This is a genomic window from Thermococcus sp., from assembly GCF_015523185.1.
GTDB lineage: Archaea > Methanobacteriota_B > Thermococci > Thermococcales > Thermococcaceae > Thermococcus.
Map to the genome: position 1 here is coordinate 1 of NZ_WAKV01000075.1, position 16,265 is coordinate 16,265.

The window sequence follows — 16,265 nt, forward strand, 5'->3', positions numbered from 1 at the left end:
AAGCCGAAGGTGACGGTTAAGATAGACGGGCAGGTTCTCCCAATGAAAGACTGGGTCCAGGAGCTCGTTGAGAAAACGATAAAGGGCATGCTCTCGGCGATGAAGGGCTACCGCGAGGGAAGGAGAATAGAGATAGTGATTAGGGATGAGTAATGGCTTCAGAATGGTCATTTTTTGATTTAACGTTTGGTACCTTCAACATTTCCTTTTGATGACCTCATGGTAGAACTCGGTTGGTGTTAAGATTTGAGGATATGCCTTTCGAGGGTAACCATTCTGTCGTCTCCCCTAATGTCCAGAAGGTCCCCATCCCGTGTGAGTATGAAGTTTGCCCGGGCTTCATAAGCGATTTCAAGCCACTTGTTGTCGTCCTCCTCTCTGCAAAGATTAAACTGTTGGAGAGGAGAGACGACCTCGGATGTTGCGATGAAGTGTGCCAGAGTCTTTTTCCATTCATGGGATAACTTTCCCACTTCTTGGAGAAGGGCCACCTTTAGGGATAGTTCGGTTAAAGCCTCCTCACTCGTGTAATTCACTAGCCTCTTTCTGTCCAAAGCCCTGACAAGCAGAGAGGCCAGGCCGTTGGGTTTTATCAGCGCACCGAGGACGACGTTGGTGTCAAGGACAACTCTCATTTCTTGGCACCTACGAGCCTCCTGTACTCCTTTTCGATTCTCTCGATTAACTCAATGACCTCAGACTCTTCTCCCTCTAAGTCTCCAGCTGTTAGCTTTTTCCATGCCTCTCTGGATTCCCGCTCAAACTCTTCAGGTGGGGTGTTCCGGGCAATTTCCCTGACCTCCTCTAACATGAGCTGGCCGATGGTCAGTGTTACGGCGAACTTGATGAAGTCGCTTCTGCTCCTGAACTCCCTCTTTTTGACTAGTTCATCTATCTTCCTCACGACGTAGCCGGGCAGTCTCACCGAAACTGGGTACTCAACGTTTTCGGCCATCTTTCCACCGCTTCAGTGTTGACTACAATAGTATTTAAGAATTGCGTGTTGGAGAATGGGAAAATAGGCTACTCCATCAGCACCCCATAGAGCCTCTCTATCTCCTCAAGCTCCTCCTCGGTTATTCCATAGAGCCGGGCGACTTTCTCGTCAATCTTTGCTTCGATTTTTCCGAGCTTTTCTTCGATTTCCCCTATCTTTTCCCTGAGCTCCTCGATTTTCGCCTTTAGAGCTTTCCGTTCGTCGCCCCTCTTGCCCTTGAGTGATGTCTTCAGGCCCTTTAGCTCGTCAAGGAGCTCGTACTTTTCTCCGGATATCTCATGGGCTTTCTTTGAAAGCTCCGCGAGTTCGAGGTGGATTTCATTTGACGGGTCGAAGGTTGGAACGTTGACGTTGTTGAGGACGTGGGTTGAGATTTGAGTTTCAATTGTATAGCTAGCGACTATTAGCTGAGTGATAGTCGAGTTAAGAACTGCTGACAGATAATGGGCTTCGTCTTCGTTTTCCAATGGAACAAGCATGAGCTTTTCGTTAGGAATCAGAATTTTCTCTCCTAAATACCTGTCTGAGTGATAGCCCATTACAGCTGTGGAGAACTCAGCCTTTCCGCTGATTTTTCCGGCGATGTATTTCCACACAACTTTGTATGGTTTGAAGGTGTAGGCTCCTATATCATATACTGCATAGAACGGGTTTCCCCTGCCCCAGAGCTTGTGAATAGACCGACCCTTCAGTTTTTCCTCAAAGGTCTTCAGGTACTCGTAGGTCAGGGGATAGCGAACTTTGAGTTCATCCTCTGGTAGAGGTTTGCCCGTCTCAGTGTCGTGGGGGACGAGTATGTAATTCCCCGACCACTCTACGTGCCATTTATTGTGGTCTTGTCCGCGTACGAGCGGGTAGAGGAGGTCCTTCTCAACGACCCTGCGAACGGTTCTGACCTTTTTCTTTCCGATATTTCCAAGGTTCTCGATGACAACCCTTTCGGAATCAACTTCACCAACGACCTTTACCCAGTAAACTCCATTCATTCCCGTAAATATCCCAGCGTGTGCATTATATTCAGAACTTCCCAGTGCCTTCTTCAACCCCTTATAAGCCTTCTCCGTCGTCATCATCCACGGACTTTCGGGCTTTCCTTCCTCGATGGGCATGAAGACAAGCTGGTGAACCTTGGATTTCTTCTTCACATCTTCGAGGGTTGCCTCCACATCTGCTCCCCTACTGTCGGGCCAGTTCCAGACGACGAGCGGTATCGGGAACTCCGTCTTCTCGGACTTCTCAATAACGAGCATTCCCGTTCTGGTCGTTGCTCCCTCAAAGGGATAGAGCGTCACGAGATCGTGGACTTTGAGGACTTTGACCGGTATCTTTGGCTCCCTCCTCCTGCCGTGAGCCAAAAACTTTCTGAACCCTGCTCCAGCCTGCGTCTTGAAGAGTGTGAATGGCACGAGGAAGGCCAGTTTTCCACCGGGCTTTAGGTAGCGGTCGAAGGTTCTTGCAACGAAGAGCATTGCCATGTCCCTTTTTACCTTTCCCATTCCCTTCCCCGAGCCCTTCTCAAGGCCGTAGTACTGCCAGAGTGGCTTTGTCAACTCGCGGTAGTTTTCAGGTAGGCTTTCCCAGTTAATCCAGGGTGGATTGCCAACAACAAAGTCGAACTTTCCGATTGTAAGGGGCGCGAAGGCATTTCTCAAAACCCTCGTCCAAATTCTGTCCTTTCCTTCCTGTTCAAGCCGATAGAGCTTTTTATAGAGTTCCTTGAGAGCGTCCTCGGTGTCCTGGCTGAACTTCCTCCCTTTCAGCTTGGAGGTGTAGAGGTACGCCAGGAACTTCCCGGGGCTGTAGTTTCTCCTCAGGCCGTCTTCGATGGCTTCAAAGACCTTATCAACAAGGCCTTTTTCTATTATCTCCAACGGGACTTCAAACTCCCCTGCGACCGTTTTTAGAGCTATCCTCTTTCCACCCCTTGCCGATGTCTTGGTGCTCACGGTTATAGAGTCCGCAAGGTAAACCGGTATCGTTACGTCGCCGGTTCTGTATCTAATCATCTTCCCAAGGGCTATCAGATAGTTTGCCTTCGAAGCCAGAACAGCGAGCGGGTTAAGGTCTATCCCGACTATGTTTTTGGTTATCTTCTCAAGGAGTTCCGTTTGGGCATTTGGTGAAACACCCCAGTGTTCCAGTGCCCACTCCCTGGCGCGCTTTATGGCAAGAACCAAAAACGTTCCCGAACCACAGGCGGGGTCAAGGAGCCTCACATCAGGATTGCCATCGTAGCCTGCTTCATCAAGTGTTAGCTCGGCCAGCCAATCTGGAGTAAAGTATTCTCCGAGGCTATGCCTTATTTCTTTTGGGACTAGGTTCTGGTAGAGCCTCTTGAATAGGTCCTCGACCCTCTCAGGTGTCTGTTCAACTGTCGAGGGCTCATAGTCCATCAGCGCTTTGACAATTTCATGAACGGTTCTTGCTATTTCCTCGTTCCACTCCTCAAGATACCATGCAAAGTAATCCGCTTCAAGGAAGTTCCTTATGCCCAGTTGCCTGAATAAACCTCCCTCTTCGAGTTCCTCTTCTAGAACGAATCTAAGGCCTTCGGAATTGCTTAGATAGCTCTCATGGAGTCTCGCAAGGATTGAACCGGCTAGCCCGACGGAAAGGACACTCACTATCTCACTGACTATGAGCTTCATAAGAAGGGTATAGTACGTGTGTAGAGCAAAGGTTAGTTTCTCCGGGTCGGCATTCTCGAAGCCATAGAACTTGGCGAGCTTTTTCAGTTTCTCCGGCGTGTAAGAGCAAACTTGGGAGAATATTCTCCTCCAGTCTTCAAATAAAAGTTCTATCCGCTCTGAGTTGGGATTTTCAAGGGCGTTATAGAACGCTTTCAGGGCCTCGTGGGCTATTTTGCTCTTTGGCCCGAAGTCCTTCAGCAGAGTTTCCGCTTCGAGCGGTTTCCTCGTTAGGCCCCTAAGGGCATCGAGAAGGTACTCAAGGGACTCTTCGTTGAAAGGAACCGGGCCGAGGGTTTTGAAAGAGCCCTTCCAATATCTCACAAAGGCTATTGTGTAGCCATCAAAGACAACGCCAAGATAATACGGATAGAGCTCGACGCTCTCAGCCTCGCTCATTATGTACCTCTTTACCTGCTCTATAGCCTCTTCGAGAGTTCTTCTATCTTCGAGTCTTCCCGGTGCTTTGTACTCAATTATAACGCCCCATAGAGGGCATCAATCCTGCCTTTCTTCTTTCTCCCAGAATCAAGAAAGGCCGTTGCCTTCTCAAACTTCCCTCTTATTCCCAGTTCTGAAACGACCTCCTCAAGAACCCTGGAAACTCCATATCTCAGCTCTTCTTCGTTTGATGCCTCCCGGGCAACTTGCCTTATCCGGGATGTTAAAAGATGAACATTGGCATCCATCAAAACCCCTCCCGTTAGTGAAAGTTATGTTAGTTATTAAGGTTTTTCAGGTAATACTGAGCTCCACCTCTTCAATGCCCCCATCACCCAAAATCCACGCCCTTGCTTCCCCTTTGGGCGTAACGATGAGCCAGGGAACTTTCCAGTTCCTCATCCCTTTTAGGTCCATTCCACTCGGAACCGGCGGACAGTTTATGTGAGAGTGGAAAATCCCGACTATTTCAAGTCCCCTCTTTTCCGCCCTATCAATGGCCTGAACCATCTCCAGGGGTTCCATTTCGAAGGCATCTTGGGATTCTAGTTTGTTCGTTATTTGTCTTGCTTCGAGGACGATGAAATCGTCCCCCTCTCTCCTCCCGAACAGAAAGCCACAAACTTCAATACCTGAGTTTCTAGCCATCTCGATGAGCATTGTGATAATTTCATGTTTGATAATGAGTCTCATGTGACAAGTTTGACCCCAATAGACTTATAAAGTTTGACAGTATGACGAATTCCCGGTGATAACATGAAGTGGGCCCTCACCCTCCATGGCGGGGAGGAGAGCGGGAAGACGATAGTGTTCGAGGCCGAAACGGCCGACGAAGCGCGGAGAATCGCGGTTCAGGAGCTCAGGCGGAAGGACGCTATGGTTTACGAACTGGAGAAGCTTGAGTGACTCCCTTTTTCTTCCCATTCAAATGACCTCATGTGTTCTGCTGGAAATATTATGTACAACAACGCTCGCTTTTGCTCATCTAATTATGTTTCTTAATGTCATTAAGTAGACAATAATGTTTTTAAGTCTCCTCAACTGGCTCTCACTAACGGTGATATCTTGGGGGTGATGGCATGCTCGTGAGGATTGTTTACTACATGAACAACACCTTACCAAAGGAGAAGATAGTCGTCACCAACGACATAAAGAAGGCCGAAAGCATAGCGCGGAAAGAAATGGAAAGACTCCGTGCCAGAGGCTACGAGCTCGAGTGGGTGGCTTAGCTCTCCCCCTCAATCTCTATGACCTTGACGTTTACGGGCAGTTCTTTGAGCTCGTTAACAACCCTCTCCGCGGCTCTGTTGGAGCGGGCGAGCATAACGAAGGCGACGTCGCCCTTGTATCTTGCCTCAGTAAAGCTTATTATGTCGCCCCTCGCTATTCCGTAGCCTATGGTCTTTCTGACTTCGTCTTCATACTTTGTCACAAACTTCGCCGGTATGCTAAGCAGAACCCCATAAATCATGTTATCACCTCCTTTTCTTTTTCAAGACCGAGCAGGAAGAGGATTAACCCGGTCCAAGTGAGTATAAAGTACAGCTTGAGGCTGAGCAGGTGAAGGGGAACTGCGACCAGCATGGCAAGTCCGCCGGTTTTTCCGTATTCCCCAAAGTTCTTTGAGACGCGATAAACATAATAGACGGCCAGCGTCTGAAGAGCCGTGAAGGTGAGGTAAACCGACCACCAGATAACGGGTGAAACTTTGATTGGCGTTATTCCAAGGGTCTTCGCCCAGCCGGAAATCCCCAGGAGTATTTTCGCCCCGTAGAGCGGTATTGAAATTCCAATCAAGATTGCTGACTTCTTCCATTCCTCGCGGAATTCCTCCCACTCCCTCACGAGAAGCAGGAGCGGAACCACCGAGAGGGGATACAAATACATCATCAGAACGACCGCGAGAAAAAGGAGAATTTCTTTTCTCCTCATCGAACCACCTCAGAGAATAGGAAAAGGAGGTTAAAAACTTAGGGGCATCAGCCCCTGGCCTGCTTGAACTGCTCCTGCATCTTTCTGTAGTATTCCATTGTCTCCTTGCTCACACTTGGGCCAATCTTCTTGAGGGCCTCCTCGAAGTCCTTCATCGTTACCTTGACCCTTCTCCTGATTTCGTCGGCCTTCATGCCGGGCTTGATGATACCCTCTTGGAGTGCCCGTCTCATCGCGAGCATTGCCGCCTCTCTAACCACGGCCGCTATGTCGGCACCGGTGTAGCCCTCGGTTCTCTTGGCCAGCTCTTCGAGGTTAACATCCTCGGCCAGTGGCACCTTCCTGGTGTGTACCTTGAATATCTCCAGTCTGGCCTTCTCGTCAGGCGCTGGAACGAGTATCAGCCTGTCAAACCTTCCGGGCCTGAGCAAAGCCGGGTCAATGATATCGGGCCTGTTGGTGGCACCTATAACCACCACTCCGCTGTTCTCCTGGATTCCGTCCATCTCCGTCAGGAGCTGGTTGATGAGCCTGTCCGTAACGCGGTTGACGTCGGTTCCCCTGCGCGGTGCTATGGCGTCAATCTCGTCTATGAATATCACAGTTGGGGCCGCCTGGCGGGCCTTCCTGAATATCTCGCGGATGTTCTTTTCGCTCTCGCCGACCCACTTGCTCAGCACTTCCGGACCCTTGATTGCTATGAAGTTGGCCTGGCTCTCGTTGGCAACGGCCTTGGCGAGTAAGGTTTTACCAGTTCCCGGCGGACCGTAGAGGAGGATTCCCTTAGGTGGTGTGATTCCGAGTCCGGCGAATGCCTCAGGATACTTGAGTGGCCATTCGACTGCTTCTCTGAGCTCTTGCTTGACGTCTTCGAGGCCTCCTATGTCGTCCCAGCGGACGTTCGGAACCTCGAGTAGGACTTCTCTCAACGCTGAAGGCTCGACCATCTTCAAAGCCTCATAGAAGTCCTTCCTGGTGACCTTGAGCTCCTCCAAGACTTCCCTCGGTATGTGTTCGGCCTCGAAGTCAATCTTGCCCTCTTTGATGAGCCTCCTTAGAGCTGCCATCGCGGCCTCTCTCGCTAGAGCGGCAAGGTCGGCACCAACGAATCCGTGGGTGATTTCCGCCAGCTCCTCGAGGAGTCCATCAATGAGCCTTGCCTTGACCTCGTCGTAGAGCCTCTCGTCAACCTCGCGGAGGACCCTCTTTATCTCCTCCTCGTCCTTGGCCTTCTCGACCTTCTCGATGGCCCTGTCTATAGCATCCCTGAACCTCTCGTCACCGCGGAGCTTCTCCAGTATCTCTATCACCTTGTCCCTCCTGAAGTCGGGCTCGATTGGCATTCCTCTGGTGTGTATTTGGAGTATCTCTTTTCTTCCCTGCTTGTCAGGAACACCGACTTCAATCTCCCTGTCAAACCTTCCAGGCCTCCTTAAGGCAGGATCAATCGCATCAGGCCTGTTAGTAGCGCCTATAACTATAACCTTTCCACGACTCTTCAGACCATCCATTAACGTGAGCAACTGACTCACAACCCTCTTTTCGACCTCACCATGGGTCTCTTCCCTCTTTGGAGCGATGCTGTCAATCTCGTCAATGAAGATTATCGCCGGCGCGTTCTCTTCGGCCTCCTTGAAGACCTCCCTAAGCCTTTCCTCGCTCTCGCCGTAGTACTTGCTCATTATCTCGGGGCCGTTTATCGCTATGAAGTGGGCGTTGGCCTCATTGGCTACGGCCTTAGCGAGTAAAGTCTTACCTGTTCCCGGCGGACCGTAGAGCAGGACTCCCTTGGGCGGTTCGATGCCGAGCTTCTCGAATATCTCCGGGTGCTTGAGCGGGAGCTCTATCATCTCCCTGACTTTCTGGATGACGTCCTTGAGGCCACCGATGTCCTCGTATGTGACACCGAGTGTTGCGGTCTTGCTGACCTCCTTGACAGGTTTCTCACTGACCTGGAAGTCCGTGAACTCGGTTATCTGGACTATTCCAGCGGGGGTCGTTGCGGTAACGACGAAGGTCAGCTCCTGACCAAGGATTCCTATCTTTATATAATCTCCCCTCACGACGGGCCTTCCAACGAGCCTGCTGTGAAGCCACTCCACGAAGTCCCTGCCGAAGCGAATCGGCTCAGTTGGGGCGACGATGACCTTCTTGGCCTCCTTAACGTCGGCCTTCCTGACCGTAACCTCGTCACCAAGGCCAACGCCGGCGTTCTTCCTTATGGTTCCGTCCATTCTGATTATGTTCAGTCCCTCGTCCTCTGGATAAGCGGGCCAGACGACAGCGGCTGTGTTCTTGGTGCCGATAATCTCGACTATGTCACCCGGCTGGACGCCGAGTTCGCGCATAGCTTTTCTGTCAATTCTCACGATTCCCCTACCAACGTCCCTCTGGTAAGCGGACGCGACCTTAAGCTTGATTTCCTTCCTCTCGGCCATTTTACATCACCTCCAGTTCTGTGACCGATGATTTTGATTCATCTTCTGATTTTATTCCCCAACTCCCGTCGGGGGTTGTAGGGGGCAAAAGCCCCCTCAAAGTTTAAATCAAGGCGGGGGTCGTGGGGCGAAGCCCCACATCGGGGGTTTGATAGTAGAGGAAGATAAGGGGGTGTCCCCCTTGTCTTCCCTCTTCACTCAATCTTAACCTCGAATCCCTCCTCGCTCTCCTTCTTGGGGGCCTTCTTGGGCAGTTCGATTTCAAGGACGCCGTTGTTGTAGCGAGCCTTGGCCTTCTCCGGAATGACCTCCTCTGGAAGCCTGATGACCCTCCTGTAACCGCTGTAATAGCGCTCGACTCTTATCGCGCCTTCCTCCTCAAGTTCTTTCTCACGCCTTATCTGGGCCTCAATGTAAACTGTATCTTCAGTAACGCGGAGCTTGATGTCTTCCTTCCTCACTCCCGGGAGTTCAACCGTTATGACAAACCTGTCGCCGCGGTCGAAGATGTCCACGAAGGGCTCCCTCCAGGTCTCGCTGACGGCGAGTTCCCTTGGCTCGCGGTAGCCCCAGATTCTTGGCCCCCTCATGAAGTCCCTGAAGATGGCGTCAATCTCCTCCTGGATTTCCCTCATTATGTCGAAGGGGTCCCAGTAGCGGTCCCTCCTCCAGACCATCGGCACCACCTCCCGGTGCCTTTTGATTACCGATAGTTACTAAAAAGAGAACCCTTTATAAACTTTTCGATTTAAGATACAAGAAGTGACTTTATTGGTCCGCATAACAGAAGAATAGCTCAAGCAGGTGGGACAGAAAAAGGGGTGCCCGGCTCTGGGGCATCACCCCCCTTTAAGTCTTTTGTTGATTTGAGCCCATGTTTCCAGACCACGGGAGCACTACCACGAGCCCGCAACTTTTTCTACATAAATCCCCAATACCAAAATATTTCCTGTATTTAACTGAATATTTCGAATATATTAAGGTTTCGGTTTAATTTTCGTCCCATTCTCAAAATTCGTCAGTTTTATCGTGTAAATTTGGCTATAATTCATAAATTAATTTTTTGTTTCGGAGAAATGTCAACTGCATTGTGGCCGAGACCTTTAAGAATTCGGGCGAACTCCCGGGCGAAGCCGTAGACCGTGAAAATCCGCTCTGGCTTAACCCTCTCGATTATCTTCATTAACTCCCAAAAATCTGCGTGGTTGCTCAGTTTAAGCCTCCCGAAGCCCGAAACCGTTAACTCCCATAGGCTTAATGAGTTTTCAACGGTTGGAGAACGATAGGAGCGCAGGACAACCTCACCCTCGTTATCAATGTTCCCAAATTCTATCCCGAACTTCGAGTAGACCTTGGCAACCTTTAGGATTTCTCTAGAGGGCTTTACAGTTATCCCGTGAACGTCGAGTATCTTCATTACTTCCTGCGCCTTTCCCATTTGATTTACGTACAACGTTGGCCTTCTCCCCCTGTCGAGAGCTTCCTCCACAAAGGCCACGAGCTTTTTCTCCGCTTCTCTCGGCGCTGGGAAGGTAAAGCTTGGAACGCCAAATGTTGCTTCGATTATCAGAAAATCCGCCCTCGGGAACCTGCTTTTTTCGGCGGTTCTGAGCTTAAACCACTTTGTATCGCCAGTGTAGAAGAGGGTTCCATTGTCGAGCCAGAGCTTTATTCCAGCTGAACCGAGCATGTGGCCGGCGGGATAGAGCTTTGCCCTGATGTCACCGATGTAAAACCTCTTTCTGAATTCAACTTCCTTGTAAAACCCGCCCTTTCTTAAGTGGCTTAGAAACTTAGTTGCTCTTGTTGCAAAGATGACCTCCCCACTTACAAAGTGGTCACTGTGGGCGTGGCTCTGGAAGGCTATCTTTGAGGAGCTGTCGAGACCTATTCCCTCAACAATCATCGGAAAAACTTTTGGAGGAACGGGTTTAAAGGCTTAGACCCTGTTCAGCATTCCCATCAGAGGGTAGTACACGTCATCTAATGACTCCTTTCCCTCAACGGGGTACTTGAAGAGAACTTCCCTGCCAGAAACGTCGAACCTCGGGCCCTCAACCTTACCCGGGACGAATTTGACCTCGACGACCTCAAGCATATCAACTCCCTTGAGCAGGGCTTTTCCCACAAGTGTTCCCCTTGATATTCCACCCGAGAAGGCTTCCTCCAGTTTCGGCCTCAAACCGGTGACCCACTTCGAGCTCGCCCTTCGTGTCAGCGTCTGCATTCCATCACCTCCGTTAATTTTTCGGATTAAATCATACTTACCAAAAACTTATTAGGTTTTTGCGAAAATCTTTGCACAAAGTTCAATTCATAAGCCGATAACAATCGAATTTTTGTCTATGTGGCGAGAGAGCTTAATACCAGCCTCGGGGATGGACAAAGCTTATTAGTTTCGTTTCGATTTCCGTTTAGGTGTTAAGATGCCCGACTATGCAATCGAGACGAGGGACCTCACCAAGTTCTTCGGTAAGAGGAACGTGGTTTACAACCTGAACATCCAGGTTCCGAGGGGTGTCGTCTACGGCTTCCTCGGGCCAAATGGAGCAGGTAAAACCACAACAATCAAAATGCTTACCGGTGCTTTAAAGCCGACCTACGGTGAGATTAGGATTTTAGGCCATGAGATGCCTCGCGAGAGAGTCGAAGTAATGAGAAAAGTTGGCTACATGCCAGAGAAGCCGATAGCCTACGAGGACATGACGGTCATCGAGTTTTTAACCTACATGGGCAGGCTTTCAGGCCTGAAAAGGGAGGAGGCTCTCGCCAAGGCAAGGGAGCTGATGGCCTACACCGGCGTTGGAAGGCTGGCCTTCAACAGAATCCGTGAGCTCTCAAGCGGCCAGAGGCAGAGAGTTTCCTTCGCCTCCGCTCTCATCGGCGACCCGAAACTGCTCATCCTCGACGAGCCAACGAGCAACCTCGACCCCATGGGTAGGATAGAGTTCATCGGAAAGGTGCTCGAGCTTGCCAAGAGCGGTAAGACGGTCTTCCTATCGAGCCACATCGTCAGCGAAATCGAGAGAACCTGCAACTACGTCGGCATAATAAAGGACGGTCAGATGATTGAACAGGGGCGCGTTAAGGACCTGACGAGGTTCGAGAGCGATGACTACGACGTTGTTGTTTCAGACAATGCCATGCTCCTCGATTTCCTGCACGAGAAGGTTTACGTACGCGAGGCGTGGGAGGAAGAAGGCGTAATCAGGGTTCGCCTCGACGAGCGCTTTGCTGAGAGGTTCTTCACCGAGGTTCCGGCATTCATTGCCAAGAACGGACTGAGCCTTAAGCTCTTTAAGCCCCACACGAGTCCGCTCGAGAGAATACTCATGAAACGCTTCAACGCGGGGTGGGATGAATGATTCCGGTTCTCGAAACCGAGTTCCTGAGGTTGCTCCGCTCGCGGAAGTTCAAGCTCCTCTTTCTCGTCACGATATTCCCATCAATCCTCTACCTCCTGAATCCCAACGCGAGTGGAACCGGCGTTGGGCCCCTAAAGAAGAGCTTTGAAGGGCTGTTTGCTGACCTTCTCCCGAACTACTGGCTCGGAATCATCGGCCAGCTAATAGCAGTCATAGTAATGAGCGACCTGCTTGCGGGAGAGATAGACAAGGGGACGATAAGGCTAATCCTTGCCAGACCTGTTAGAATGAGCGGGTTTCTGGCCGGGAAGTTCCTGGCAGGGCTAGCGGCCCTCGCGCTCCTCTTCGGAATCCCCTACGCGGTAATATGGCTCTACGCGCCCCTGCCTTATCAGGGAGGGCTTGAGGGGATAAAAGTGCTCGCGGGGAGCTTTGGTGTAGTCCTTGGAGCAACGCTCGTGATTCTAATGTTTCTGGGGGCGCTCTCGATGTTTCTGGCGGTTCTGATAGGCAAACCTCTCTACGCGACACTGGCTACCTTTGGCCTGCTCTTCTTAGAACAGTTTATCCTGCCCCAGATTCCATACATAGACCATCCGGAGAGGCTGACGCTTGGCTATCAGGCGCTCGTCATGCTTAAGGGTAGCTTTGGAAACATAAACGTCATCGGGACCCCATTGGAGTCAGCAGTGACTTTCCTTGGAGTTTCCGCGAGCCTGCTGGTCCTCACATGGGTGCTTCTCCTCAAGAAGGAGTTCCCGAACTGATGGACTTTTTATCCAATGCCAAGGTGAACCTTGAGCTATGTAAAAGGTTTTTATAGTTCCCCGCCCTACCCTAAGCGGTGGTTGATTATGACATTCGATAAGGAGAAGCTCGCCAAGATTCGCGAGGAGGAGAAGCGCTGGGAGGAAACCACCGTCAGAAAGTTCATCGAAAAGAGGCCCGAGAGAAAGGAAAAGTTCATGACAGATGATGGCTTTGAGATTAAAAGGCTCTACACTCCCGCTGACCTCGGAGAGGACTGGGATTACCTCGAAAAGCTCGGCTTTCCCGGCGAGTATCCGTTTACGAGAGGCGTTTACGCTACCATGTACCGCGGCCGCTTCTGGACCATGAGGCAGTACGCCGGTTACGCGACCGCTGAAGAGAGCAACAAGCGCTACAAGTACCTTCTTGAACAGGGACAGACGGGTTTGAGCGTTGCCTTCGATTTACCGACCCAGCTCGGTTACGACAGCGACCACCCAATGGCCGAGGGTGAGGTCGGTAAAGTGGGAGTTGCGATTGATTCCCTCTGGGACATGGAGATACTCTTCGACGGAATCCCCCTCGACAAGGTTTCTACCAGCATGACGATAAACTCAACGGCCGCTAACCTTCTTGCGATGTACATTCTCGTTGCCGAAAAGCAGGGTGTTACCCAAGACAAGCTCCGCGGAACGGTTCAGAACGACATTCTGAAGGAGTACATAGCGCGTGGCACATACATATTTCCTCCCCAGCCCAGCATGAGGCTTACAACGGACATCATAATGTACTGTGCAGAGAATATTCCAAAGTGGAACTCCATAAGCATAAGCGGTTATCACATCCGCGAAGCTGGAGCAAACGCCGTCCAGGAGGTTGCGTTCACACTCGCTGACGGTATCGAGTACGTTAAGGCCGTCATAGAGAGGGGTATGGACGTTGACAAGTTCGCGGGAAGGCTGAGCTTCTTCTTCAACGCCCACAACAACTTCCTCGAGGAGATTGCAAAGTTTAGAGCCGCGAGGAGGCTCTGGGCATATATCATGAAGGAGTGGTTCAACGCCAAGAACCCGCGCTCGATGATGCTCCGCTTCCACACCCAAACAGCGGGCTCAACGCTCACCGCTCAACAGCCTGAGAATAACATTGTCAGGGTTGCGATTCAGGCCCTCGCCGCTGTCCTTGGGGGAACGCAGAGTTTGCACACAAACAGTTACGACGAGGCCCTAAGCCTTCCCACCGAGAAGAGCGTGAGGATAGCTTTGAGGACCCAGCAGATTATAGCCTATGAGAGTGGCGTTGTTGACACCGTTGACCCGCTCGGCGGTGCCTACTACATCGAGTGGCTCACCGACCACATCTACGAAGAAGCCCTCAAGTACATCGAGAAGATTCAGAAGATGGGCGGAATGATGAGGGCCATTGAGCGTGGTTACATCCAGAAGGAGATAGCCGATGCGGCTTACAAATACCAGAAGGAAATCGAAGAAGGTAAGAGGATAATCGTCGGCGTCAACAAGTTCCAGACGGATGAGCCGATTGAGGTTGAGATACTCAAGGTTGACCCGAGCATAAGGGACAAGCAGATAGCGAGACTCAAGAAGCTGAGGAGCGAGCGCGATAACAAGAAGGTAGAGGAGGCACTCGACAAGCTGAGAAATGCGGCCGAGACCGAGGATGAAAACCTCATGCCCTACATCATCGAGGCCCACAGACATTTAGCGACACTCGGCGAGGTTACAGACGTCCTGAGGGAGGTCTGGGGCGAGTATAGAGCCCCTCTAATATTCTGAGGCCTTTTCTTTTTGATTTATGTTTTTATTTCTGTTTTGGTCTCTCCACAACTGAGTTCTAACCCTTGATGTTAAACGTATTTATTTCTCGGCAACGTTTTTAAGTCCTGCTTCCTACTGGAACTTGGTGGTGTCTTACGTCCTGCCGGAAGTTACGTTGCGTTAAATCAGTATGTAGAGATGAGAGGATGAGAAGAGTTGCTCTCCTCCCCATAGCCATCCTATTGCTTGCCGTTCCCGTTTCGGCAACCTACTACGTGAGGGTGCCGAGTCCCCTCTACGAGGTGAAATACTCGGTTCTCTCGAACGGAACTGAGGCGTTGGTTCATCTGAGAATTCTCCAGTGGGGAATTACCTGCGGCATGAGCGACTGCTGGCCAGAGGTTTACTCCAATCAAGATTACCTCCTCTACTTCAACGGCTCTCGCCTCTACCTCCTCAACTTCACGCCCGCTCTCGGCGTTCCCCCGGAGGGGATGGCCTACAAGGGGGCGACCTTCGTAAACGGGAGCTGGTACGTGGAGATGGAGTACTACCAGCCAGACTGCTCGACCCAAGTGGACAGGTTCTACAGGCTCGACACTAAGCACTTCTGCGTTGAGCCGGTGAACGTTAGCTGGTTCTGGCTTCCAAAGGGGAAAGTTAGCGACTACATAAACGGCTGGCGGATTGAGCTCCAGTCTTTCGGCCCCGGGGAGTGGGGTTATGCCAACGTGAGCGACCTGTGGATTGCGTTGAGCGAAAGCGCGGGCAAGTGGTTCCCCGGCCCGATAACCGTTCCAAGTTCGAGCGTTTTTCCGGTTTACTTCATCCTCAAAAAGAACGGCCACGCGAAGAACATCACACTCTTGTACCTGAACACGACCAACAACTCCAAAGGCTTGGTACAGGGCTTCTGGTTCCCAAACGACGTTAAAATCATCAACGTGACGGTCTGCAGAGACGTCAGCGTTCGGTTTCCCCTCACGGCGATTCAGGTGGACGATGTTTACAGGGGAAGAGCAGGCGTTCTCCTTGTGGTTGATTACGAGGTGCTCAGTCCGGGGATGTGTCCGTGGAATCCGCTCAACTGCACCCTCGTTCCGGACATGATTTCCTACTACCTCTTTTACGTTTCTTCCAGTGGGCCTTACTTCCTTGGTGCTTATCCTGAGGAACCGGTAGTGGAGTTTGAAAACAGCCTCTGGAGGTTTAAGCTTTATCTCTGGAATGGTAGCGTTGAGAACGCGACCTTCAACCCCGCCTGTCTCAACGAGTCCAGCGCGAGTCCCGTTGAAGTGCCGAACGCCTCCATTGAGTGGACTTCCGTAAAGGTGGGAAACCTCACGGTGAGTTATCCAACGGAATTCCTAGGCTTCTCGAACAACCACACGGTTGTAATCCTGAAGGGGAAAATTTCAAAGGTTCTTCCCTACGTTCCCTTCACCGTTGGCGTAAACGGAAAGTTCTACCCTTTGTTCAGGCCCTCAAACGACACACTAAAGCCGGTTCCGCCAAGGGTTGGTTCTGACCTTAACTGTACTCCTTCAACCCCCTTAAAAACGTCCACTACAAAGGGAGAAAACCGGGAAATCTGCGGGCCCGGAGTGTTTCTGCTCCTGACCCTCATCAGTTCCTTGTTTTTATTTGGGAAGTTTGAGAGGTGATGTTACGTGAGAAGGTGTCTCGGATTAATCCTTCCGGCACTTCTGTTGCTCTCCAGCCTCCCTTTTTCAGGTGCATCCCCTACCGGTTCACCGGCCTACGTGGTCCCGGCGTTCCCCGTGATGTTCCATCTCCGGCTCACGAGCAATGGGAGCACGGCGTTTGCTTTCATCGAAGCAGATGCCTATGGGAACTACGTTGAGTACATGTGTCCCATC

The 16,265-nt window shown here is 51.1% G+C and carries 18 protein-coding genes and 1 pseudogene; 8 read left to right on the forward strand and 11 right to left on the reverse strand.

Going from position 1 to position 16,265, the window contains the following annotated elements; translation table 11 throughout:
• Positions 1-153 (forward strand): annotated as a pseudogene (locus tag F7B33_RS08465) (molybdopterin-guanine dinucleotide biosynthesis protein MobB); the annotation flags it as partial.
• Between the two features lie 86 nt (positions 154-239).
• Here F7B33_RS08465 and F7B33_RS08470 read toward each other — a convergent pair.
• From F7B33_RS08470 to F7B33_RS08490, 5 genes are all read right to left on the reverse strand, one after another.
• Positions 240-635 (reverse strand): putative toxin-antitoxin system toxin component, PIN family, encoded by a 396-nt coding sequence (locus tag F7B33_RS08470; RefSeq protein WP_297063264.1) that lies wholly within the window; start codon positions 633-635, stop codon positions 240-242.
• Positions 632-955 carry a ribbon-helix-helix protein, CopG family gene (locus tag F7B33_RS08475; protein ID WP_297063266.1) on the reverse strand — a complete coding sequence of 108 codons (324 nt, stop codon included), beginning with the start codon at positions 953-955 and terminating at the stop codon, positions 632-634. Before F7B33_RS08475 ends, F7B33_RS08470 begins: the two co-directional genes overlap by 4 nt.
• Positions 956-1,023: 68 nt before the next feature.
• Positions 1,024-4,083 carry an N-6 DNA methylase gene (locus F7B33_RS08480; RefSeq protein WP_297074126.1) on the reverse strand — a complete coding sequence of 1,020 codons (3,060 nt, stop codon included), beginning with the start codon at positions 4,081-4,083 and terminating at the stop codon, positions 1,024-1,026.
• Positions 4,084-4,160: 77 nt separating this feature from the next.
• The gene (locus F7B33_RS08485; RefSeq protein ID WP_297063270.1) at positions 4,161-4,373 is read right to left on the reverse strand and encodes a hypothetical protein; all 213 of its coding nucleotides are present in this window, start codon (positions 4,371-4,373) and stop codon (positions 4,161-4,163) included.
• Positions 4,374-4,419: 46 nt separating this feature from the next.
• Positions 4,420-4,818: a M67 family metallopeptidase gene (locus F7B33_RS08490; RefSeq protein ID WP_297074128.1), complete on the reverse strand. Its 399-nt coding sequence runs from the start codon at positions 4,816-4,818 to the stop codon at positions 4,420-4,422.
• 63 nt (positions 4,819-4,881) lie between these two features.
• Here F7B33_RS08490 and F7B33_RS08495 point away from each other — a divergent pair, with 63 nt between their 5' ends.
• Positions 4,882-5,031, forward strand: coding sequence for a hypothetical protein (locus F7B33_RS08495; RefSeq protein WP_297066287.1), 150 nt, complete (start codon positions 4,882-4,884; stop codon positions 5,029-5,031).
• Between the two features lie 173 nt (positions 5,032-5,204).
• Positions 5,205-5,354, forward strand: a complete 150-nt coding sequence (locus F7B33_RS08500) for a hypothetical protein (protein WP_297066288.1) — start codon at positions 5,205-5,207, stop codon at positions 5,352-5,354.
• Here F7B33_RS08500 and F7B33_RS08505 read toward each other — a convergent pair.
• The 6 genes from F7B33_RS08505 to F7B33_RS08530 all read right to left on the reverse strand — a co-directional run bounded on the left by F7B33_RS08505 (position 5,351) and on the right by F7B33_RS08530 (position 10,722).
• Positions 5,351-5,596: a hypothetical protein gene (locus F7B33_RS08505; RefSeq protein ID WP_297066292.1), complete on the reverse strand. Its 246-nt coding sequence runs from the start codon at positions 5,594-5,596 to the stop codon at positions 5,351-5,353. The genes F7B33_RS08500 and F7B33_RS08505 overlap by 4 nt on opposite strands.
• On the reverse strand, positions 5,593-6,057 hold the full coding sequence (locus F7B33_RS08510) for a transposase (RefSeq protein WP_297066295.1): 465 nt from the start codon (positions 6,055-6,057) through the stop codon (positions 5,593-5,595). The genes F7B33_RS08505 and F7B33_RS08510 overlap by 4 nt, the downstream gene beginning before the upstream one ends.
• A 47-nt stretch (positions 6,058-6,104) precedes the next feature.
• Entirely contained in the window at positions 6,105-8,495 is a 2,391-nt protein-coding gene (locus F7B33_RS08515; protein ID WP_297074129.1) for a CDC48 family AAA ATPase, read from the reverse strand.
• 194 nt (positions 8,496-8,689) lie between these two features.
• Complete coding sequence (locus F7B33_RS08520) at positions 8,690-9,172, reverse strand: Hsp20/alpha crystallin family protein (RefSeq protein ID WP_297074131.1); 483 nt, start codon at positions 9,170-9,172, stop codon at positions 8,690-8,692.
• 371 nt (positions 9,173-9,543) lie between these two features.
• Complete coding sequence (locus tag F7B33_RS08525) at positions 9,544-10,401, reverse strand: MBL fold metallo-hydrolase (RefSeq protein ID WP_297074132.1); 858 nt, start codon at positions 10,399-10,401, stop codon at positions 9,544-9,546.
• 33 nt (positions 10,402-10,434) lie between these two features.
• The gene (locus tag F7B33_RS08530) at positions 10,435-10,722 is read right to left on the reverse strand and encodes a hypothetical protein (RefSeq protein ID WP_297074134.1); all 288 of its coding nucleotides are present in this window, start codon (positions 10,720-10,722) and stop codon (positions 10,435-10,437) included.
• A 199-nt stretch (positions 10,723-10,921) separates the two neighbouring features.
• On the opposite strand from F7B33_RS08530, the gene F7B33_RS08535 reads away from it, so the two are divergent.
• The 5 genes from F7B33_RS08535 to F7B33_RS08555 form a co-directional block, all read left to right on the forward strand.
• Entirely contained in the window at positions 10,922-11,860 is a 939-nt protein-coding gene (locus F7B33_RS08535; protein ID WP_297065394.1) for an ABC transporter ATP-binding protein, read from the forward strand.
• On the forward strand, positions 11,857-12,627 hold the full coding sequence (locus F7B33_RS08540; protein ID WP_297074135.1) for an ABC transporter permease subunit: 771 nt from the start codon (positions 11,857-11,859) through the stop codon (positions 12,625-12,627). Before F7B33_RS08535 ends, F7B33_RS08540 begins: the two co-directional genes overlap by 4 nt.
• A gap of 87 nt (positions 12,628-12,714) precedes the next feature.
• Complete coding sequence (locus F7B33_RS08545) at positions 12,715-14,403, forward strand: methylmalonyl-CoA mutase family protein (RefSeq protein ID WP_297065388.1); 1,689 nt, start codon at positions 12,715-12,717, stop codon at positions 14,401-14,403.
• Positions 14,404-14,591: 188 nt separating this feature from the next.
• Positions 14,592-16,049 carry a hypothetical protein gene (locus F7B33_RS08550; protein WP_297074137.1) on the forward strand — a complete coding sequence of 486 codons (1,458 nt, stop codon included), beginning with the start codon at positions 14,592-14,594 and terminating at the stop codon, positions 16,047-16,049.
• Between the two features lie 6 nt (positions 16,050-16,055).
• Positions 16,056-16,265, forward strand: a 210-nt coding sequence (locus F7B33_RS08555) for a hypothetical protein (protein WP_297074138.1), incomplete at its 3' end; no start/stop codon positions are given.